This is a genomic window from Oxalobacter vibrioformis (assembly GCF_027118995.1).
GTDB lineage: Bacteria > Pseudomonadota > Gammaproteobacteria > Burkholderiales > Burkholderiaceae_D > Oxalobacter > Oxalobacter vibrioformis.
In genome coordinates, this window is sequence record NZ_CP098242.1 from 1328816 (window position 1) to 1348638 (window position 19823).

Annotated in this window: 19 protein-coding genes; 6 read left to right on the forward strand and 13 right to left on the reverse strand. The window is 51.0% G+C overall.

The window, feature by feature from the left end; genetic code table 11:
• The first annotated feature begins 156 nt into the window (after nucleotides 1-156).
• Nucleotides 157-1116, forward strand: a complete 960-nt coding sequence (locus NB640_RS06545) for a DMT family transporter (protein WP_269307945.1) — start codon at nucleotides 157-159, stop codon at nucleotides 1114-1116.
• Between the two features lie 23 nt (nucleotides 1117-1139).
• Here NB640_RS06545 and polA read toward each other — a convergent pair whose 3' ends face one another.
• Nucleotides 1140-3881: a DNA polymerase I gene (polA, locus tag NB640_RS06550; protein WP_269307946.1), complete on the reverse strand. Its 2742-nt coding sequence runs from the start codon at nucleotides 3879-3881 to the stop codon at nucleotides 1140-1142.
• Between polA and NB640_RS06555 the strand changes: the two genes are divergently transcribed.
• The 5 genes from NB640_RS06555 (at nucleotide 3882) to argB (ending at nucleotide 7821) form a co-directional block, all read left to right on the forward strand.
• Nucleotides 3882-4637, forward strand: a complete 756-nt coding sequence (locus tag NB640_RS06555) for an LOG family protein (protein ID WP_269307947.1) — start codon at nucleotides 3882-3884, stop codon at nucleotides 4635-4637.
• Nucleotides 4638-4706: 69 nt separating this feature from the next.
• Complete coding sequence (locus tag NB640_RS06560) at nucleotides 4707-5129, forward strand: hypothetical protein (protein WP_269307948.1); 423 nt, start codon at nucleotides 4707-4709, stop codon at nucleotides 5127-5129.
• Nucleotides 5130-5166: 37 nt separating this feature from the next.
• The gene (locus NB640_RS06565) at nucleotides 5167-6123 is read left to right on the forward strand and encodes a homoserine kinase (protein WP_269307949.1); all 957 of its coding nucleotides are present in this window, start codon (nucleotides 5167-5169) and stop codon (nucleotides 6121-6123) included.
• Complete coding sequence (locus tag NB640_RS06570) at nucleotides 6120-6887, forward strand: BPSS1780 family membrane protein (protein ID WP_269307950.1); 768 nt, start codon at nucleotides 6120-6122, stop codon at nucleotides 6885-6887. The genes NB640_RS06565 and NB640_RS06570 overlap by 4 nt, the downstream gene beginning before the upstream one ends.
• Nucleotides 6888-6939: 52 nt before the next feature.
• A complete protein-coding gene (gene argB, locus NB640_RS06575; protein ID WP_269307951.1) occupies nucleotides 6940-7821 on the forward strand; it encodes an acetylglutamate kinase in 882 nt (293 codons plus the stop codon).
• Nucleotides 7822-7926: 105 nt separating this feature from the next.
• Here the strand turns inward: argB and NB640_RS06580 are convergent, their stop codons facing one another.
• The 12 genes from NB640_RS06580 to nuoL form a co-directional block, all read right to left on the reverse strand.
• The gene (locus NB640_RS06580; protein ID WP_269307952.1) at nucleotides 7927-8514 is read right to left on the reverse strand and encodes a hypothetical protein; all 588 of its coding nucleotides are present in this window, start codon (nucleotides 8512-8514) and stop codon (nucleotides 7927-7929) included.
• Between the two features lie 138 nt (nucleotides 8515-8652).
• Nucleotides 8653-9078 carry a F0F1 ATP synthase subunit epsilon gene (locus NB640_RS06585; protein WP_269307953.1) on the reverse strand — a complete coding sequence of 142 codons (426 nt, stop codon included), beginning with the start codon at nucleotides 9076-9078 and terminating at the stop codon, nucleotides 8653-8655.
• 81 nt (nucleotides 9079-9159) lie between these two features.
• Nucleotides 9160-10536 (reverse strand): F0F1 ATP synthase subunit beta, encoded by a 1377-nt coding sequence (atpD, locus tag NB640_RS06590; protein ID WP_269307954.1) that lies wholly within the window; start codon nucleotides 10534-10536, stop codon nucleotides 9160-9162.
• Between the two features lie 57 nt (nucleotides 10537-10593).
• A complete protein-coding gene (atpG, locus tag NB640_RS06595) occupies nucleotides 10594-11463 on the reverse strand; it encodes a F0F1 ATP synthase subunit gamma (protein WP_269307955.1) in 870 nt (289 codons plus the stop codon).
• A 32-nt stretch (nucleotides 11464-11495) separates the two neighbouring features.
• Nucleotides 11496-13055 (reverse strand): F0F1 ATP synthase subunit alpha, encoded by a 1560-nt coding sequence (gene atpA / locus NB640_RS06600; protein ID WP_269307956.1) that lies wholly within the window; start codon nucleotides 13053-13055, stop codon nucleotides 11496-11498.
• 52 nt (nucleotides 13056-13107) lie between these two features.
• Nucleotides 13108-13647 carry a F0F1 ATP synthase subunit delta gene (locus tag NB640_RS06605; RefSeq protein ID WP_269310415.1) on the reverse strand — a complete coding sequence of 180 codons (540 nt, stop codon included), beginning with the start codon at nucleotides 13645-13647 and terminating at the stop codon, nucleotides 13108-13110.
• Entirely contained in the window at nucleotides 13647-14117 is a 471-nt protein-coding gene (locus NB640_RS06610; protein ID WP_269307957.1) for a F0F1 ATP synthase subunit B, read from the reverse strand. Before NB640_RS06610 ends, NB640_RS06605 begins: the two co-directional genes overlap by 1 nt.
• A 74-nt stretch (nucleotides 14118-14191) precedes the next feature.
• The gene (atpE, locus tag NB640_RS06615) at nucleotides 14192-14434 is read right to left on the reverse strand and encodes a F0F1 ATP synthase subunit C (RefSeq protein WP_269307958.1); all 243 of its coding nucleotides are present in this window, start codon (nucleotides 14432-14434) and stop codon (nucleotides 14192-14194) included.
• An 82-nt stretch (nucleotides 14435-14516) separates the two neighbouring features.
• Complete coding sequence (gene atpB, locus NB640_RS06620) at nucleotides 14517-15356, reverse strand: F0F1 ATP synthase subunit A (protein ID WP_269307959.1); 840 nt, start codon at nucleotides 15354-15356, stop codon at nucleotides 14517-14519.
• Between the two features lie 2 nt (nucleotides 15357-15358).
• Nucleotides 15359-15709, reverse strand: a complete 351-nt coding sequence (locus NB640_RS06625; protein ID WP_269307960.1) for an ATP synthase subunit I — start codon at nucleotides 15707-15709, stop codon at nucleotides 15359-15361.
• 283 nt (nucleotides 15710-15992) lie between these two features.
• Nucleotides 15993-17480: an NADH-quinone oxidoreductase subunit M gene (locus NB640_RS06630; RefSeq protein WP_269307961.1), complete on the reverse strand. Its 1488-nt coding sequence runs from the start codon at nucleotides 17478-17480 to the stop codon at nucleotides 15993-15995.
• A gap of 38 nt (nucleotides 17481-17518) precedes the next feature.
• Nucleotides 17519-19621: an NADH-quinone oxidoreductase subunit L gene (nuoL, locus tag NB640_RS06635; protein ID WP_269307962.1), complete on the reverse strand. Its 2103-nt coding sequence runs from the start codon at nucleotides 19619-19621 to the stop codon at nucleotides 17519-17521.
• Nucleotides 19622-19823 lie beyond the last annotated feature (202 nt).

The window sequence follows — 19823 nt, forward strand, 5'->3', positions numbered from 1 at the left end:
GTAAAATCACTCCACTACCTGCGCATGCAAAATCATGCGCTCAAACCGATTATTATACGCCAGCTTCGTTTAATGCCATGATTTCAGTGTGCTTTCATCGTGACAGAGGCAGAGCCAGGATGCAGCCGGCACCCAACCATTAAAAGGCATTATTTCATGCAATCGCTCTGGATGGTATTTGCCGCGCTGCTGTTTTCCCTGATGGGCGTTTGCGTCAAATTGCTCTCCGGCATTTATACGACGCCCGAGATTGTCATGTATCGCAGTCTTATCGGGGCGATTTTCATGTTTTTTGTGGTGCTCGCCCGGAAGGGAAGCTTTCGCACGGCATTTTTCTGGCAGCACCTGTGGCGTGGCGTGGTTGGCGTCACGGCGCACGGGCTGTGGTTTTATGCCCTGGTGTTTCTTCCGCTTGCCACAGCCGTGACACTGAATTACATGTCGCCGATCTGGATTGCGGCCTTTCTTTTCCTTATCGGGATTGTAAAACGTAAAGTGGGGTTTGAATGGCGTCTGGTATTTTCCATACTGACCAGCTTCATTGGCGTGGCGCTACTGCTTCGTCCGACCATTCATGCCGACCAGTGGTTCGCCGGCCTGGTTGGCCTGGTTTCCGGTGCGCTGGCAGCGATGGCTTACCTTCAGGTCAGACGCCTGGGAGAACTGGGAGAACCCGAATACCGGGTGGTTTTTTACTTTTGCGTGATCGGGTCGATTTGTGCCGCACTGGCTTGCATAGTGAGTGCTTACTTGCCAGGAAGTGACGGTGTGATATGGCATTCTCATGACGGGTATGGTTTTTCCCTGCTGGCCGTTATCGGTGTGTCAGCGGCCATTGCCCAGGTGGCCATGACGCGGGCTTATCACCTGGGCAAAACCCTGGTGACGGCCAATCTGCAGTATACGGGTATTGTTTTTTCCAGCATCTGGGGCATCCTGATATGGGATGATGCGCTGGGTATCATCGGCTGGCTTGGGATCGCCATCATCATGGGAAGTGGTATGACCACAACCTTTTTTGATGTCCGTCACAAGATGGCCGCAACATCAGCCACTTTTCAGGAAGCGAAAAAACGGTTGATGCAGACGTCCCGTACTGGCCCCGAAAAAGAATAAGTCCCCGTTACGGTAAAGAGACGTTAATGCGCCTCATCCCAGTTGTTGCCAGCGCCGACTTCTGCGATAAGCGGGACTTTCAGTTGCGCAACCTGTGACATCAGTTCCGGAAGGTGCTGGCGCACCAGTTCCAGCTCGCTTTGGGGCACTTCCAGTACCAGTTCATCGTGTACCTGCAGGATAAGATTCGAGGTCAGCTTTTCTTTTTCCAGCCAGTCCTGGACCGCAATCATCGACAGCTTGATGATGTCAGCTGCGGTTCCCTGCATGGGGGCGTTGATTGCCGCACGTTCAGCCGCCTGCCGGCGCGGTCCATTGGGCGAGTTGATTTCCGGCAGCCACAGGCGTCTGCCGAAAACCGTCTCAACATAGCCGTTTTCCCGGGCCTGTTGACGGATATTTTCCATATAGCGGGCAACACCGGGATAACGGTGAAAGTAGCGTTCAATGTAATCCTGTGCCGCATGACGGCTGATACCAAGATTGCCGGCAAGGCCAAAGGCACTCATGCCGTAAATCAGCCCGAAATTGATGACTTTGGCATGGCGCCGCTGCTCACCTGAAACTTCCAGCGGTGTCACGTCAAAGATTTCCGAGGCGGTGGCGCGGTGGATGTCTTCGCCATTTGCAAACGCCCGGATCAGCCCCGGATCTTCAGACATATGTGCCATGATACGCAATTCGATCTGGGAGTAGTCTGCCGAGACGATTTTGCTGCCGGGCGGGGCAATGAATGCTTCGCGTATCCGGCGCCCTTCGGCGGTTCGGATCGGGATATTCTGAAGGTTCGGATCGCTTGATGCCAGGCGGCCGGTCACGGCAACGGCCTGGGCAAAATTGGTATGTACCCGATGGGTAGCGGGATTGACCATGCGCGGCAGCTTGTCCGTATAGGTGGACTTCAGCTTGGCCATGCCCCGATAATCGAGAATAATTTTGGGCAGCGGGTAGTCTTCCGCAAGTTTTTGCAGCACTTCTTCATTAGTTGACGGCGTGCCGGAAGGTGTTTTTTTCACAACAGGAAGCTGGAGTTTGTCAAAAAGAATCTCGCCAAGCTGTTTGGGTGAATTCAGGTTGAATGGCTGTTCTGCTGCCTCATATGCCTTTTCCTGGAGAACTTCCATTTTTTCTCCCAGCTCTTCGGATTGATCGGCCAGAAGCCGGGCATCAATCAGGACACCCTGCCGTTCGATTTTCTGCAGGACAACTTCGGTCGGCAATTCAATGTCTTGATAGATAAAGGCCAGTTTTTCATCATCCCGGATAAGCGGCCACATGGCTTCATGCAGTTGCAGGGTGATATCGGCATCTTCTGCCGCATAGTCTGTTGCGGTGGCAATATCCACTTCGGCAAAGCCGATCTGGGATGCGCCTTTGCCGCAGATTTCCTCGTAACCCGTGACTTTCCGGTCCAAAACGCGCAGGGCCTGGCTAGCCATATCATGCCGCCGATGTGATTCAAGCACATAGGATTGAAGCAGGGTATCGTGAGCAATACCTTCTAGCCGGACGCCCTGATTGGCAAAAACATGGCTATCATATTTCATGTTCTGGCCCACTTTCTTATGTTGCTGATTTTGGAGCCAGTCTTTCAGTTTGCCAAGAACAAGGTCGCGTGCCAGTTGTTCAGGGGCACCCGGATAGTCATGGGCAACCGGGATATAGGCGGCATAACCGGGCTCGACACAAAGCGAGATACCCACCAGTTGGGCTTCCATCGGATCTAAAGAGGTGGTTTCTGTATCAAGTGCGGTAAGGTCTGCTGCCGTTATACGGGCCAGCCAGGTATCGAGGGCGGCTTCTGTCAGGACCGTTTCATATCGGGTATTTGCCGGTGCAGGTCTGGTCTGGACACCCGCGAAAAGCGATCCCTGCCCAATGGCAGGCGATGGCTGTGCAGGCGCAACCTGCCCCATTTCCCTTAACCAGGCCTTGAATCCGTATTGCTCAAACCGTTTTTTCAGGCCGTCCGTATCCGCTGGTTTTCGGGCAAAGAGGGTTTCAATGGAATCACCGGTTGTGCCCAGATCACAATTGGTCCGGATCGTGATCAGTTCGCGTGCCCTGGGAAGCCAGTCGGCAGACTGGCGGAGGTTTTCGCCCACATTCCCCTTGATGTCGTTTGCGTGGGTCAGGATATTGTCGAGTGTGCCGTATTGTGTCAGCCATTTCAGTGCGGTTTTGGGCCCGACTTTTGCAACACCGGGAATATTGTCTGACGTGTCTCCGATCAGGGAAAGGTAATCGATGATGGATTCGGGCGGGATACCGAATTTTTCCACCACACCTTCGCGATCCAGCGTTTCGTTGCTCATCGTATTGACCAGGGTAACGCCATCGCCGACAAGTTGTGCCATATCCTTGTCTGCCGTTGCAATAATCGTTTCAAATCCCTCATTTCTGGCTTTTTTTGCCAGGGTGCCGATGACATCATCGGCTTCTATGCCTTCAACAGACAGGATGGGCCAGCCCAAAAGGCTGATGGCATCGTGAATGGGGGCAACCTGGCTGACGAGATCATCCGGCATGGACGTGCGGTTGGCTTTGTATTCCGGATAAAGTTCATCGCGGAAGGTCTTTCCCTTTGCATCGAAAACGCAGGTGAGGTATGCTCCCGGATAGTCCCGGTCCAGACGGCGCAACATATTCAGGATGCCGTAGATAGCGCCGGTTGGTTCCCCGGTCGGACTCCGCAGGTCGGGCAAGGCATAATATGCCCGGTAAAGAAAACTGGAGCCGTCTACCAATAACAGGATTTTTTTCATATGGACAAAGACGAAAAAGAAGAAAAAAACGAAAAAGGCATTGTCAAGCTGCGTGAAGTTGAGGATGTCAGTTATGCCACGATTCGTAAAGCACGTGAATCATGGAGCATGTTCTCCATTATGTCAGAGTTTATCGAGACTACCGAACACTTGTCCGAGCTCAATCCTGCCGTCACCGTTTTTGGATCGGCACGCATTCACCCGGACAATCCCTATTATATTCAGTGCATGGAGCTGTCCCGCCGCCTGTCGGATGCCGGTTTTCATGTCATTTCCGGCGGGGGGCCGGGCATCATGGCCGCGGCCAACCGGGGTGCGTTTGAAGGCAAATCCCTGTCGGTCGGCTTGAATATTGACCTGCCTTTTGAGCAGACACCAAACCGCTGGCAGAATATTTCACTGAATTACCGCCACTTTTTTCCGCGCAAGGTTGCCTTTGCAAAATACGCCGATGCTTATGTCCTTTTCCCGGGCGGTTTCGGGACACTGGATGAGCTTTGCGAAGTGCTGACACTGATCCAGACCGGAAAATCCCGGCGGATTCCGGTTATTCTGGTTGGATCTGATTTCTGGAACGGTCTTCTCGAGTGGCTCAAGAATGTCCTGATCCCGTATGGTACGCTTTCTCCGGAAGATGTGGATCTGATGACAGTGATTGATGATACGGACAAGGTGCTGGAAGCCATCTTCAATTTCTATGAATTGCGTTCAACCGGCCCGTCAGAGGAAGAACGGCAAAAGATGATGTACCTGTAAAATCAGGTATTCTCATTGGAGCCGCGTTTGTTACAATAACACCATCATTTATCCAGGCGGTGGACGACCATGCGAGTGATTTTCGATTTCAGGCTGTTTTTATTTTGTGCTGCCTTTGCTGCAGCGCCTTTTGTCATGGCGCAGGATATGGAAAAAGGCACGCAACCTGCTGAAGAGCTTGAGCTGATTGACGAAGTCGAGCAGCCGACCATTACCATTCGCAAACCGGATGCGGCCAAGGAAATCACGGAGCGCAAAGAGCAGGGCGTTGTCACGGAAGTCAAGGTACAGACCGGTGTCAGCACCTATTACCTTTATCCTAACAAGCCGCTTGGTGGTGCTTTTGATGATGTCACCTCCAAACATCGTCCGGCCATGTGGCGGGTGCATGAATTTGATATGACCGGCCAGCGCACCGACCAGACCGGCGGTGAGATGGAGGATGAGTTTGACTATACCAGTGATGCACCGGCCCCGCCGACATCCAAGTAAGCAGGTTTCTTTCGCATTGGGCTGATCCGGATTTTCAATGGCTGTTTTTACCCCTGTCAGTATAGAAGAGCTGATTCCGTGGCTGTCCCGGTATGATGTCGGGCAGGCGCAGGAAATAAAAGGCATCAGTTCCGGTATCGAAAACAGCAATTTTTTCGTGACAACCGACCAGGGTGAGTATGTGCTCACCCTCTTTGAAAAGCTGACAGCGCAAGAGCTTCCCTATTATCTGAATCTGATGTATCACCTGGCCAAACACAATATCCGGGTGGCCAGCCCCATTCCGGACAGGGATGGCGGCATATTGGGCACGCTTTGCGGCAAACCTGCGGCGCTGGTGACCAAGCTTGATGGAAACTGGCAGGAACGCCCCTCACCGACCCACTGTGCCCAGGTGGGTGAAATGATGGCTAAAATGCATCTGGCAGGAAAGGATTATTCCCTTTTCCAGCCCAATCTGCGCGGGCTTTCCTGGTGGCAGGAAACCATGCCGCAGGTCATTGGTTACCTGTCAGAAGAAAATGCCGCTTTTTTACAGGAAGAAGTGGCATTGCAGGATGCCTTTTCCCGAACAGACAGCTATGGCAGGTTGCCTTTTGGTCCGGTGCATGCCGACCTGTTTCGCAATAATGTCATGTTTGATGGTGAGCGGCTCTCCGGTTTTTTTGACTTTTATTTTGCCGGAAATGATACCTGGCTTTTTGATGTGGCCGTCGCGGTTAATGACTGGTGCATCCGCCTGGATACGGGTGAGTTTGATGACGCCCGTCTCACGGCTTTTCTTGAGGCATATCAACGAGTGCGTTCATTTACAGCTGACGAAGATGCCGCCTGGCAGACAATACTGAGAGCGGCGGCATTGCGGTTCTGGATTTCCAGGCTTTATGACTTTTATCTGCCGCGCTCAGCCGAAATGCTGACGCCGCATGATCCAACCCATTTTGAACGAATTTTGCGATTGCGTGCAGCGAGTACAGCATCCCTCTCCCTATGAAAACAATTGATGCCCGTATGGGCCTGACCTGGATTCAGGAGGGCTTTACCCTTTTCCGGAAACGCCCGTTTTTGTTGACCAATCTTTTTATTGCCTATTTTCTGGCAATGATGATTGTGGGATCGTTTCCATTGATCGGCGCGATTCTGCCGCCACTGATTGCGCCAAGTTTTTCTGTTTTTTTCCTGCAGGCGATTAATGACGTCAGCGAAGAGCGCCCGTTCAGTTTTTCACATGGGTTTGCCGTGTTTAACAAATCCGTCATACGACGCCTTTTCGCGCTGGGCGGCCTGTATTTTCTGGCGGCGGGCATCGCCGTTTATCTGTCGAGCTTTGTGGATGGCGGTATTTTTATGCGGGCGATGGGCGGGGAGCAGTTTGAGGTGCAGTTTCTGCTGGAATCCAACTTCAGGGAAGCATTCATGGTTGCTGTCATCCTGAATTTTGTTGCGCTGCTGCTTTTCTGGTTTGTGGCACCTCTTATCGCCTGGAAAAACATGCCAGTGGGGCAATCCCTCTTTTACAATTTCTTTACCATTCTCCGCACCTGGAAGGCCTTTATTGTCTACCTGCTGGGGCTCATGCTGGTCGGATTTTTCCTCCCGATGCTGCTTAATATGCTTATCATGATCGCACTGGGGCGAAATATCGGCCTTTTCTTCCTTTTTTCCCTGCTGATGGTGGTGGCTGTTCTGGTATATTGTTCGTTTTATTCCATGTATATTTACGTATTCGGGAAGCCTACGCCGGTAACAGAGGCCTGATTTACCGATTTCCCTGACCTTTACCTGCGCGTCTATTGATAAAGGACCTGAAATGACCAATTTACCGCCGACCGTCAAAGCTGAAATTCTCGCCGAAGCGCTGCCTTACATACAGAAATTTCACGGCAAAACCATTGTGATCAAATACGGTGGCAATGCCATGGTGGAAGAGCGCCTCAAACATGGCTTTGCCCGTGACATCGTTTTGCTGAAGCTGGTCGGCATGAACCCGGTTGTTGTGCATGGTGGCGGTCCGCAGATCGACAATGCGCTCAGGAAAATCGGCAAAAGCGGCACGTTTATCCAGGGGATGCGCATCACCGATGAGGAAACCATGGAGGTGGTTGAATGGGTGCTCGGCGGTGAGGTACAGCAGGATATTGTCATGCTGATCAACCAGTACGGCGGACAGGCTGTCGGCCTGACCGGCAAGGATGGCGGACTGATTCATGCGCAGAAGATGCGGATGCCGGATGCGGAAAATCCCGGACAGTTTGTTGACCTCGGGTTTGTCGGTGAAATCACCGAGATCAACCCGGCAGTGGTCAAGGCACTCCAGGACGATGCCTTCATCCCCGTGATTTCCCCGATCGGATTCAGTGATGATGGTCAGGCCTACAATATCAATGCGGACCTGGTCGCCGGCGAAATCGCCAAGATACTCCAGGCGGAAAAGCTGATCATGATGACGAATACGCCAGGCGTACTCGACAAGAATGACAACCTGCTGCCGGATCTGAGTGCATCGGAAATTGATGCGCTTTTTGCTGACGGAACGATTTCAGGGGGAATGATGCCAAAGATTTCTTCTGCGCTGGATGCCGCCAAATCGGGGGTCAAGGCGGTACACGTGATTGATGGCCGTATTGAGCATTCGCTGCTGTTGGAGATTCTGACAGAGCAGCCCTTTGGCACGATGATCCGCTCAGGGTAACGATTATTTTTCCCCATAAAAAAAGCAGCTTGTGACAGCTGCTCAGATTGATGACATTGATAAGATCACGGGGAAAGTATTATAAACTCCTTCACTTTCTGGCAATTATTTCCCGGCCATATCAAGAATGCTCCGTTCAATTACGCCTTTTGAATAGCAGATTGCATCATTGCCGGAATATTTTTGCTTTGATGAGAAGCTGTAGGTTTGTGTTTCTTTGAATAGCTTATTCCTGTGTGTTACCGAGATATCAATCGGAAGAACATATTTCACACTGACAGTAACCTCTGTTTTGTTCTTTTCTGGAGCGACATATATATTTACTCGGCCTTCCAATCTTGTTCTTTGCACAGCAGTACCTCCCCAGTCATCATATGTCGAAGATGATTCTGCCTTGTATGTAAAAGGGTCAAATCCAGTGGTTGTGATCGTGTATGTGCCGCAGTCAACATAGTCAGATGGGCGGTCTGATGAAAACGAAACATTGATGATGTGGGAGCTTTTCTCGATATTATTGATAACGAAGAAATCCTTGCTCAGATTTTTAACCAAACGCTTCCATACCGTATCGAACGATGCATTAAATATTCTTACACTTTCAACAGGATATTCTTTCGGTGGCTCATACGATTCCGTTGTGGTGGCGCAACCGGAGAGCACAATGACAGCAAAGACAGCCATGAGCTTTTTCATTTATACCCTCCTGGGCAGGTTAAAGCAAAATGCCGTAAAAATACAAGATATCACTGAAAATAATGGGCGAGCATTCATAGAAAACCATTATTCTCAGCAGCTGGTGACAGCTGCTTTTTTTATGGATGTTACCTGTTTTTAATGGCGTTGCTGACGAAGCTTCTGAATCAGTGAAAGCTGGGCCATTGCCATTGCGATTTCTGCCTGTGCTTTGGCGTAATCGATATTGGAAGCCTGGTTCAGCAGAGAATCTTCTGCTTCCTGTTTGGCTTCATATGCTTTTGCCTCGTCAAGATCCCGGCCGCGGATGGCGGTGTCGGCCAGGACAGTAACCGCATAAGGCTGCACTTCAAGAATGCCGCCAGCAACAAAAACATATTCTTCTTCAGCCTGGTTCGGTCTTTTGATGCGGACAGCACCCGGTCTGATACGGGTGATCAGCGGAGCGTGCATAGGCAAAATACCGATTTCACCCATTTCTGCAGGAATCGCCACAAATTCGGCTTCCCCGGAAAAAATCAGCTCTTCTGCTGAAACCACGTCAACATGTATGGTGTTTGCCATGCTTGAACCTTTTGTCTTTGTTTCAAAATCCTGCGCTGTTCCGGCAGACAGGGCTGCTGACTGCCGGAATCAGCAGGTTACTTACATCTTGTCCGCTTTATCGATTGCTTCCTCAATAGCGCCAACCATATAGAATGCCTGTTCCGGCAGATGGTCAAGCTCACCTTCAGCGATCATCCTGAAACCTTTGATGGTGTCTTTGAGAGGGACATATTTGCCTGGCGCACCGGTAAAGACTTCTGCCACACTGAACGGCTGTGACAGGAATCGCTGCATTTTCCGGGCACGGGCGACGACCAGCTTGTCTTCCTGAGCCAGCTCATCCATACCAAGGATCGCGATAATATCCCGCAGTTCCTTGTAGCGCTGCAAAATACCCTGCACCTGACGGGCAACCTCATAGTGCTCCTGGCCGACGATATTCGGATCCAGCTGGCGGGAGGTGGAATCAAGCGGATCAACCGCAGGATAAATACCCAGCGAAGCAATGTCACGGGAAAGAACAACCGTTGAGTCCAGGTGAGCAAAGGTTGTTGCCGGTGACGGGTCAGTCAAGTCATCCGCAGGAACGTAAACAGCCTGAATGGAGGTAATGGAACCCACATTGGTTGAGGTGATGCGCTCCTGGAGTTTACCCATTTCTTCTGCCAGTGTCGGCTGATAACCTACCGCTGATGGCATACGGCCAAGCAGCGCGGAGACTTCAACACCCGCCAGGGTAAAACGATAGATATTGTCAACGAAGAACAGAACATCACGGCCCTCATCACGGAAACTTTCAGCGATGGTCAGCCCGGTCAATGCCACGCGCAGGCGGTTACCCGGCGGCTCGTTCATCTGGCCGTATACCATGGCAACCTTGTCCAGAACGTTGGAGTCTTTCATTTCATGATAGAAGTCATTGCCTTCACGGGTACGCTCACCCACGCCGGCAAAAACGGACAGACCATCGTGCTGTTTGGCGATGTTGTTGATCAGTTCCATCATGTTAACGGTCTTGCCAACACCGGCGCCGCCGAAAAGCCCGACCTTACCGCCTTTAGCAAACGGGCAGATCAGGTCAATCACCTTGATGCCGGTTTCCAGCAGTTCCTGGGAAGGGGAGAGTTCTTCGTAGCTTGGAGGTTTGCGGTGAATTGATGCACGCTCTTCTGTTTGTACCGGGCCCGCTTCGTCAATCGGGTTGCCCAGAACATCCATAATACGGCCAAGCGTAGCCTCGCCGACCGGAACCATAATCGGTTTACCGGTGTTTTGGATTATCATACCGCGACGCAGACCGTCTGATGAGCCCAGTGCAATGGTACGCACAATACCGTCACCCAACTGCTGCTGAACTTCCAGCGTCAGCTCAGAGCCTTCCATTGTCAAGGCATCGTAGACCTTGGGCATGTTCTCACGGGGAAATTCCACGTCTACCACGGCTCCGATACACTGAACGATTTTGCCATCCGCCATTTTTCGTTCCTTCAATTATTAGTAATTCGTTTTAAGCAAATTCTGGTTTTAATTCAATTAAACTGCCGCTGCACCAGCCACAATCTCTGTCAGTTCGGTCGTAATGGCCGCTTGACGGGTCTTGTTGTAGATCAGCTTCAGTTCCGCAATCACATTACCGGCATTATCGCTGGCTGATTTCATTGCAACCATGCGGGCCGACTGCTCGGATGCAATATTGTCAGCCACTGACTGGTAAATCAGTGCCTCAATATAGCGAACCAGCAGGGTGTCAATTACTGTCGGCGCATCCGGTTCGTAGATGTACTCCCAGGAATGACGCTTGTTTCCTGTTGAGAGCGTCTCCGTTGGCAGAGGAAGCAATTGTTCGACCACCGGTTCCTGCTTCATCGTATTGACGAATTTGTTGTAGCACAGGTAAATCGCGTCAAGGTTTTCCGCCTGGTATTCGTCCAGCAACACCTTGAGCGGACCGATCAGACGATCCAGACGCGGGGCGTCACCCAGTTGCACAGCGTGGGAAAGAATCTTCGCACCAATACGGTTAAGAAAGCCGAGGCCCTTGTTACCAATGACTACCGTCACAATATCATTGCCGGCTTCTTCTTCTGCGCGCATCCTGTTGGTTGATATGCGCAAAATGTTGGTATTCAGACCGCCACACAGTCCCTTATCAGTTGTTACAACAACAAAACCGACGCGTTTGGCCCCTTCTCTGGGAAGCGTAAAGGGATGCACATACTCAGGATTGGCTTCCGTCATATGCGCGGCAATACTGCGAACAATATCGCTGTAGGGCCTGGATGCCCGCATCCGTTCCTGCGCTCGGCGCATTTTGGATGCGGCAACCATTTCCATTGCCTTGGTAATTTTCCTCGTGTTTTCTACGCTCTTGATATGACCACGTATCTCTTTACTTGATGCCATCAGGCGTACTCCTTATTGCGTTAAGACCGTTGTCATTCCTCTGCGGCAGCAACAAAACCGCTACCTTGCTTGTACTCGGCAATTGCTGTAGCCAAAATACCCTGGTCCTCTTTTTCAAGACGCTTGCTGTCTTCAATCCGCTTGAGCAGTTCCGCTTGATGGGCCTTCAGATAGGCATGCAAACCGGATTCAAATGGGAGAACGTCCTTGACTTCGATATCATCCAGAGAGCCTGAGTTCACCATAAAGAGGGAGACTGTCATCAGTGAGATCGGCAGCGGGGAGTATTGCGGCTGTTTCAGCAATTCAGTAACGCGTGCACCACGGTCAAGCTGGCGACGGGTTGCGTCATCCAGGTCCGATGCGAACTGCGAGAAAGCAGCGAGCTCACGATACTGCGCCAAGTCGGTACGGATACCGCCGGACTGTCCTTTAACCGCATTGGTCTGCGCGGCACCACCCACACGGGAGACCGAAATGCCGGCGTTAATTGCCGGACGGATACCCGAGTTGAAGAGGGAGGTTTCCAGGAAGATCTGACCATCAGTGATGGAAATCACATTGGTCGGCACGAATGCGGAAACGTCACCTGCCTGCGTTTCAATGATCGGCAGGGCAGTCAGTGAACCGGTTTTACCCTTGACTTCACCGTTGGTAAATTGCTCAACGTATTCAGCATTAACCCGTGCACCGCGTTCAAGCAGGCGGGAGTGCAGATAGAAGACGTCACCCGGGTATGCTTCACGGCCCGGCGGGCGGCGAAGCAGCAGGGATACCTGACGGTAGGCTACGGCCTGTTTTGACAGGTCATCATAAATGATCAGTGCATCCTGCCCGCGATCACGGAAATATTCACCCATGGCGCAGCCGGAATAAGGAGAGACATACTGCATTGCAGCCGATTCGGATGCCGTTGCGGTGACCACGATGGTGTAATCCATGGCACCATGATCTTCAAGCGCGCGAACGGTGTTTTTGATCGACGATGCTTTCTGGCCGATAGCGACATAAATACAGATCATGTCCTGGCCCTTCTGGTTGATGATCGCATCAATCGCCACCGCCGTTTTACCGGTCTGGCGGTCACCAATGATGAGCTCACGCTGTCCACGGCCAATCGGGACCATGGAGTCAATCGCCTTCAAGCCGGTTTGCATCGGCTGGGAGACAGATTGACGGGCAATAACACCCGGGGCGATCTTTTCAATCGGTGAGGACAATTTGGCACTGATCGGGCCTTTGCCGTCAATTGGCTGACCCAGTGCGTCAACGACACGACCAATCAGTTCCGGACCAACCGGCACTTCCAGAATACGTCCGGTACATTTGACCGTGTCGCCTTCTGAAATATGCTCGTATTCACCCAGAATAACAGCGCCCACGGAGTCACGCTCAAGGTTCAGCGCCAGGCCATAGGTGTTTCCGGGGAATTCCAGCATTTCACCCTGCATTGCATCGGAAAGTCCGTGAATGCGGCAAATACCATCGGACACCGAGATAATCGTGCCCTGATTGCGAATCTCAGCAGTGTCGCCAAGTCCTTCGATCCGACTTTTTATCAGTTCGCTGATTTCAGACGGGTTGAGTAGCATACTAACTCCTAATTATTTTTCTCTCGGTTCGTGTCGAAGTAAAACAGGTTGATTATGAAACAAGCGTCTCCTGCATTTCCTGCAGTTTTGCGCGCACGGACAGATCAAGCACTTCATCTCCGACAGTTACGACAACGCCCCCAATCAGGGAGTTGTCAACAGTTACTTTCGTGGCTTTCAGTTTTTTTGAAAACCGTTTTCCCAGTGTGTCAAGCAGCTCATTGAGCTGGCCTTCGCTCATGGGAAAAGCGCTCACAATTTCAGCATCTGCTATACCTTCGTTTGCGTTTTTCAGTTCCTGGAACTGAATTCCGATTTCAGGCAGGAGGTTTATCCGGTCATTTTCTACCAGCACCTCAATGAAGTTCCTCAGTTCATCCTTGTTCTCCGAAGACTTCACCAGAGAAAGAAAGGTGTAGATGATCTGGGGTTTGGTCAGTTTGGGGTTGGAAGCCATTTTCTGGACATCCTCATTGGTCCCAAGCTCAGCCAGTTCTGCCACAAGGGCAGACCACTCAGTCAAATCCTCTTTCTTTGCAACCCGAAACAAAGCTTCGGCATACGGACGCGCAATAGTCGCAAGTTCCATAATTACAATTCGTCAGCTAATCGTTTCAAAATGGCCTCGTGAGCAGATGCATCCACTTCTCGCTTCAGTATCTGTTCAGCACCTTTTACTGCCAGAGAGGCTACGTCATTTCGCAGCTTCTCTCTTATACGTAATGCTTCTGCTTCCGCTTCTGCTTTCGCCTGGGCAATAATCTGGGCGGCCTGGTTTTCAGCACTCGTCTTTATTTCGTCAGCAAGCCGGTTAGCATTGCTTTCGGCTTCATTCAGACGACGCTGAGTTTCCTCCCGAGCTTTGGACAACTCGATTTGAACGTGCCTTTCAACAGCGACCATTTCCTGCTTGCTGCGATCAGCAGCAGCAAGCCCATCCGCTATTTTCTGGGCCCGTTCATCAAGTGCCTTCATCAAGGGAGGCCACACCACTTTGGCAGTAAAAATGGCCAGAAGAATGAAAACCACGAATTGCGCGAATAATGTCGCATTTAGATTCACGGTAAATTCCTTATATCAATAATTTGCACTTACAGTTGGGTTCCGGCAGTTGCCGGACTGCACAGATTCAATTATTAGCCGCCAAACGGATTAACGAATGCGAACATAACTGCAACACCCACAGCGATCAGGTAAACCGCGTCGACCAGACCGGCAAGAATCAGCACGTTGGTACGCAGCGGGTTCATCAGTTCAGGCTGACGAGCAGAAGCTTCAAGATATTTGCCACCCATTAATGCGATACCGAAAGCTGCAGCGATAGCAGCCAGAGCAATAATCAAACCACAGGTGATTGCAATTAAACCGATGTTAGTCATGATGTTTCTTTCCTTCTATTTGTTGAAAAGTGGTTGTAAATAAAGTTGAATCAAAACAGCTGGTTTTTTAACAGAATCCTAATTAATGTCCTTCGTGCGCCAGACCCAGGTAGACCAGTGTCAGCATCATGAAAATGAACGCCTGAAGAAACACAATGAGAATATGGAAGATGGCCCAGATTGTTCCTGCAATAACATGGCCCAGGAACAGGAAGGATCCACCAAGTGACAATGCGGCATAGGCTCCCAGCATGGCAATCATGAGAAAGAGCAGCTCGCCTGCATACATATTGCCCCAGAGTCGCATCGCCAGCGATACCATTTTGGAGAGGTACTCGATGAGATTCAATGCAAAATTGAATGGAGCAAGCATCGGGCCAAACGGGGCGCAGAACAGCTCATGTAAAAAGCCGCCCAGGCCTTTGACCTTGATACCAAAATAAAACATCAGAACCACAACGCCAAGTGAAATACCAATGGTGCCGTTGAGGTCTGCTGTGGGCACGGCGCGGTGGGCATGAATATACTGGTCAAGACCGACCCAGTGGAAAACCTGGGAGAAGAGATCAACCGGTAAAAAGTCCATGCAGTTCATCAGGGAGATCCAGACAAACAGGGTCAGTGCAAGTGGCGCAATAAAGCGGCGATCACCATGAATCTGGGCCTTGGCCTGATTGTCAGACATTTCAACAAGCAGTTCGACGATGGACTGAAGTCGTCCCGGAACGCCCGAGGTGGCCCTTCTTGCAACCAGGTACATGATCAGGCAGCCGATAGCGCCGCAAAATACCGACCAGAAAAACGTGTCAAGGTGAAAAATACTGAAGTCAATCAGCTTTTCCTGAGATCCCGTAGCCAGGTTTTGGAGATGGTGGGATACGTACTCTGCCAGAGTGGGGGATTGGGTTGAGGCTGAAGCCATTTTTAGCTCTTGATTCTAGACAGTAAAAAAATATAACTTTTCAGGGTTATTACAAAACTCACCAGAAAATAAAACCAGTGAACGTCTTTGTATAACCAAAAAATGCACACAATTAAAATAATGGTCGTTACAAATTTGACAAACTGCAAAACAAAAAGCACTGCAAAGCCGGATTTTTTAAATAGCTGATCATTCAGCTCAAGTCCGACAAACATCACAATATTCGGTATCAGGGAACTTCCTGCTGCCAATATGGCTGATATACCCGCCTGAGTTCCGCCTACCAGCCCTGCAAGCAGGGTTACACCACCGGTAATAATCAATTGCCATAAAATGACTTTGGCCCATTTCATATTAATTTCTGCTCTTTGAAAAGACCCTGCATTTTATTGCTGACAAGTACCTCAAAAAGGCGGCGTTTTTTCCTTTGCGCTATATCAAACTCTGGAATTATACGTGCGCGAAATGAAACAAGTCAATGACACAATTCGGCAATTTTTTGCATATAAAACAATTTATATTGCCGACTATTGCGGTTTTCCGAAAGGGGTAGCGCGTAAATAGGGGAAAAAGCATTTATTAGCAAATTTTTAACGGAAAAAGCGCGGAAATAAAGATTGTTGCAAGAGGCGTTTTTCAGGGCAGTTTGGAGTTTCCGACATGAAGCAGGAGATCGCTGATCGAATGCTGCATGGTTTCAATCAGATAGGCCGGATAAACGCCAATCAGGACAACAAACACGGCGAGTATCCCCAGGATAAAAAATTCCCGGCGATTGATGTCCTTGAGCCTGGCGACGTGCTCACTTTCCACGGGACCGAAAACCACGCGCTTGACCATCCATAAAGAGTAGGCTGCACCCAGGACGAGTGTGGATGCGGTGAGCGCGCCCAGCCAGAAGTTGGCCTTGACCATGCCCATGATGACCATGAATTCGCCGACAAACCCGGATGTGCCCGGCAGGGCGCAGTTGCCGATGGCAAACAGGACGAAGAGTACGGCAAAACGGGGCATGGTATTGACGACGCCGCCGTAATCCGCAATCTGCCGGTAGTGCGTCCGGTCATAAAGGATGCCGATACAAAGAAAAAGGGCGGATGAGACAAAGCCATGAGAGATCATCTGGATCATCGCGCCTTCAACAGTGACCTGCTGAAAGAGAAAGAATCCCATTGTGACAAAGCCCATATGCACAATCGATGAATAGGCAACCAGTTTTTTCATGTCTTTTTGGACCATGGCCACAAAGCCGATATAAACAATAGCAATCAGTGAGAGGATGATCATGGTGCTGGAGAGGTAACGACAGGCATCCGGTGTAATGGGCAGCATGAAACGGATGAAACCGTACCCGCCAAGCTTGAGCATGATGGCAGCCAGAACAACAGACCCTTCGGTGGAGGCTTCCACGTGAGCATCCGGCAGCCAGGTATGCACCGGCCACATCGGCAGCTTGATGCCGAAAGCCAGCAAAAAGCCGATAAAAAGCGGAATCTGGATATGAAGTGCCAGCGGAAGGGCCTGCCAGGCAAAAATATCGAAGCTGCCGGTCTGAAGATATAAATAGATAATGGCGACCAGCATGAAAAGCGAGCCAAAGAAGGGATACAGGAAGAACTTGAACGCCGCAGGAATCCGTTTTTCCCCGCCCCATACGCCGATAATGATGAACATGGGGACCAGCGTGGCTTCAAAAAGGGCGTAGAAAAGCAGCCCATCAAGCGCACAGAAGGTGCCCGTCATCAGGCCGGAAAGAATCAGAAAGGCCCCGAGATACTGGGATAGATCGGTTTTATCGGAATCCCACGCGGAAAGCACAACGATACACAGAATAAACGCCGTCAGGATAACCAGCCAGAGCGATATACCATCGATACCCAGAGAGTAGCAAATCTGGAAGCGTTCTATCCAGGAGACTTTTTCGACAAACTGCATGCCGGATTTGCTGCTGTCAAATCCGGCAACAAGCAAAAGCGAGAGTCCAAAACTCAGTACAGCCCCGGTCAGCGCAATCGCGCGCGAAACAGCCGGGCCGGTACGCTTCCCGGCCAGGAGAATCAGGAGCCCGAAAAGAATCGGGCACCAGATGGTCAGGCTTAAAACGGGCAGATTGGCTAAAAGCATGGTCGGTATTTCGTTTCAGAATGGTGCGTTATAAAACATCATCGGCAAAAGTAAAGCAGGAAACACAGCAGGCTCACTATCATGACAAAGGCATAATGGTACAGGTATCCGGACTGCATGCGCCGTAAGATACCGGAAAAACCGGCAATAAGCCGGGCGCTGCCAGTGACGATCAGGCCGTCCAGAAACCGGATTTCTCCGAGTTTCCACAGGACATTGCCGACAAACAGGACAAATCGCGTCACGAATCTTTCACTGAAGTTGGTAAGCTGGCCAAACAGAAACAGGCGCTCGGATAGCTGTGCGCCTGTTGCCAGCAGCTTTTGTTCAAGCCAGCCAAGATAATACTGGTTCAGCAAAAGCCGGTAGAGCGCCGGCAGTTTCTTTGCCAGTTTTTGCGGCGCCTCCCGGTTGCGCAGATAAAAATATACAGCAACGCCTGTTCCTGCGATGAGCAGGAAGAAGGTGGGAGACAAAAGATCGTGTATTGCCATGGAAAAGGCCCCGGAGAAATTCCCGGCCAGGTTTTGCATGGCCGGGTGCCTGGTTGCATCAATAGTTATGGCGGAGCCAAAAAAATCGCCAAAGAGTATCGGGCCGATGGTTATACCGCCAATCAACAGGGCGGGAACAGCCAGGACAATGAGGGGGATCGTCATGATGCGTGGCGCATTGTGCGGGGTTTCACCCGGCAAGAGTCCCATATGCTCGTGCGGGCCTGGTTTTTCATGTTCGGCTGTTGGATCGGGACGTATGCTGCCAAAACGGGATTCGCCGTGGAAAACCAGGAAAAACAGGCGGAAAGTGTAAAAGGCGGTGACAAAAATCCCCAGGCAGGCTGCGATGAGCGCAAAACGGCTGCCATAAATAAGATGGCCTTTTGCCAGCGCAAGGATAATGCTGTCTTTTGAATAAAACCCGGAAAAAAACGGAACACCGGCAAGAGAGAGTGAGGCGATCAGTGCGGTTATCCAGGTGGCAGGCATGTATTTCCGGAGTCCGCCCATATTCCGGATATCCTGGTCGTGATTCATGCTGAGGATGACGACGCCAGCGGCGAGAAACAGCAGTGCCTTGAAAAAAGCATGGGTCATCAGGTGAAAAATGGCGGCAGAATAGGCCGAGGTGCCCAGTGCGATGGTCATGTAGCCGAGCTGGGAGATGGTTGAGTAGGCAATGACCTGCTTGATGTCATTTCCGACCATGGCAACCAGCCCCATGAAAAGCGCCGTAATGGAACCGATGATGAGCATGCATGACAGGACCGTCTCGGAAAGCTCAAACAGCGGGGACAGGCGTGTCACCATGAAGATGCCGGCGGTGACCATGGTGGCGGCGTGAATCAGGGCCGAAACCGGTGTCGGCCCTTCCATGGAATCCGGCAGCCAGATATGCAGGGGGAACTGGGCGGATTTTCCCATCGCCCCGACAAAGAGGCAAAGGCAGGAAACCGTCATCATGTTCCAGTCAGTGCCTGGCAGTGTCATGCCGGCGATTTCGTGCCGTGCAGCGAAAAGATCATTGAATTGAAGAGAGCCTGCGGTTGAGAACAAAAGGCCAATACCAACAAGAAAGACGGCATCACTGATGCGATTGATCAGAAACGCTCTTGTGCCGGCAGTGGCAGCAGCCGGCCGTTCATGCCAGAACCCGATCAGAAGATAGGAGGCCAGCCCGACCGCTTCCCATCCGAAAAAAAGCTGAAGAAAGTTGTTGGCCATTACCAGCATCAGCATGGCAAAGGTAAAAAAAGCGATGCAGGCGAAGAAGCGGCTGTTGCCGGGATCGTCTTTCATGTAGCCGACAGAGTAGATGTGAACCATCAGTGAGATGAATGTGACCACGCACATCATGAGTGCTGTCAGGCCATCGACCATCAGGCCGATATCCGCACGGAAGTCGTCTGAAGCCGCCCAGCTGTATATGGGCTGGTTAAGGATTTCTCCCTGCGCTGTCCAGTAAAGCGCATACAAGGAGATCAGAAAGGAAAGCAGCACACCTGAAATGGTAAACAGATGTGACAGGCGGGAGTGCCGGAGCTTTCCGATAAAGCCTGTTCCCAGCAGACCGGCAAAAATGGCTCCTGCCAGTGGCGCGAGAGGTGCCGCCAAAAGCAGGTAAGCGTTCATTTGTCCTGTCATGAAAAAGCTGAATAAAATCGAAGAATCCAGGACATGTCCGTCGGGATTTTCATGGTTACGTGATGGGCATCCGATGGTTTGACACGTCCATCTGTCATGATACCAAATTGGCGACTTCTTGGGCGTGTATTTCGTTTGAAAGGCGCCAAATCGCCAACAAAAAACAGGCTGATGCAGTTTGTCGCATCAGCCTGTCAGCAAA

Coding starts and splice junctions, on each gene's coding strand:
- NB640_RS06545 (WP_269307945.1), top strand. CDS start 157: ATGCAATCGCTCTGGATGGTATTTGCCGCGCTGCTGTTTTCCCTGATG.
- polA (WP_269307946.1), bottom strand. CDS start 3,881: ATGAAAAAAATCCTGTTATTGGTAGACGGCTCCAGTTTTCTTTACCGG.
- NB640_RS06555 (WP_269307947.1), top strand. CDS start 3,882: ATGGACAAAGACGAAAAAGAAGAAAAAAACGAAAAAGGCATTGTCAAG.
- NB640_RS06560 (WP_269307948.1), top strand. CDS start 4,707: ATGCGAGTGATTTTCGATTTCAGGCTGTTTTTATTTTGTGCTGCCTTT.
- NB640_RS06565 (WP_269307949.1), top strand. CDS start 5,167: ATGGCTGTTTTTACCCCTGTCAGTATAGAAGAGCTGATTCCGTGGCTG.
- NB640_RS06570 (WP_269307950.1), top strand. CDS start 6,120: ATGAAAACAATTGATGCCCGTATGGGCCTGACCTGGATTCAGGAGGGC.
- argB (WP_269307951.1), top strand. CDS start 6,940: ATGACCAATTTACCGCCGACCGTCAAAGCTGAAATTCTCGCCGAAGCG.
- NB640_RS06580 (WP_269307952.1), bottom strand. CDS start 8,514: ATGAAAAAGCTCATGGCTGTCTTTGCTGTCATTGTGCTCTCCGGTTGC.
- NB640_RS06585 (WP_269307953.1), bottom strand. CDS start 9,078: ATGGCAAACACCATACATGTTGACGTGGTTTCAGCAGAAGAGCTGATT.
- atpD (WP_269307954.1), bottom strand. CDS start 10,536: ATGGCGGATGGCAAAATCGTTCAGTGTATCGGAGCCGTGGTAGACGTG.
- atpG (WP_269307955.1), bottom strand. CDS start 11,463: ATGGCATCAAGTAAAGAGATACGTGGTCATATCAAGAGCGTAGAAAAC.
- atpA (WP_269307956.1), bottom strand. CDS start 13,055: ATGCTACTCAACCCGTCTGAAATCAGCGAACTGATAAAAAGTCGGATC.
- atpE (WP_269307958.1), bottom strand. CDS start 14,434: ATGACTAACATCGGTTTAATTGCAATCACCTGTGGTTTGATTATTGCT.
- atpB (WP_269307959.1), bottom strand. CDS start 15,356: ATGGCTTCAGCCTCAACCCAATCCCCCACTCTGGCAGAGTACGTATCC.
- NB640_RS06625 (WP_269307960.1), bottom strand. CDS start 15,709: ATGAAATGGGCCAAAGTCATTTTATGGCAATTGATTATTACCGGTGGT.
- NB640_RS06630 (WP_269307961.1), bottom strand. CDS start 17,480: ATGCTTTTAGCCAATCTGCCCGTTTTAAGCCTGACCATCTGGTGCCCG.
- nuoL (WP_269307962.1), bottom strand. CDS start 19,621: ATGACAGGACAAATGAACGCTTACCTGCTTTTGGCGGCACCTCTCGCG.